Origin of the sequence: Pseudomonas sp. 67(2021) (assembly GCF_017491835.1) — a bacterium.
In the GTDB taxonomy this organism is placed as follows: Bacteria; Pseudomonadota; Gammaproteobacteria; order Pseudomonadales; family Pseudomonadaceae; genus Aquipseudomonas; species Aquipseudomonas atacamensis.
The window spans coordinates 1-219 of the sequence record NZ_JAFGYL010000133.1 but is presented as its reverse complement, the minus strand read 5'-3'; the positions used below and the strand labels follow the sequence as shown (position 1 = coordinate 219).

Genomic DNA, 219 nt, shown 5'->3' with positions numbered 1-219 from the left:
TCCTGATCAGCCTCAAGGCCGGGGGCACTGGTCTGAACCTGACGGCGGCGGACACGGTGATTCACTTCGATCCGTGGTGGAACCCGGCGGTGGAGAATCAGGCGACTGATCGGGCGTATCGCATCGGGCAGAACAATCCGGTGTTCGTCTACAAGTTGATTGCCAAAGGCACCGTCGAAGAGAAGATCCAGGCGTTGCAGCAGGAGAAAGCGGCGCTGG

At 60.3% G+C, this 219-nt stretch carries 1 protein-coding gene; it reads left to right on the top strand.

Annotated elements, in window-relative coordinates:
* The coding region (locus J5M66_RS26865; RefSeq protein WP_207817565.1) for a C-terminal helicase domain-containing protein at positions 1-219 on the top strand (219 nt) is incomplete at both ends.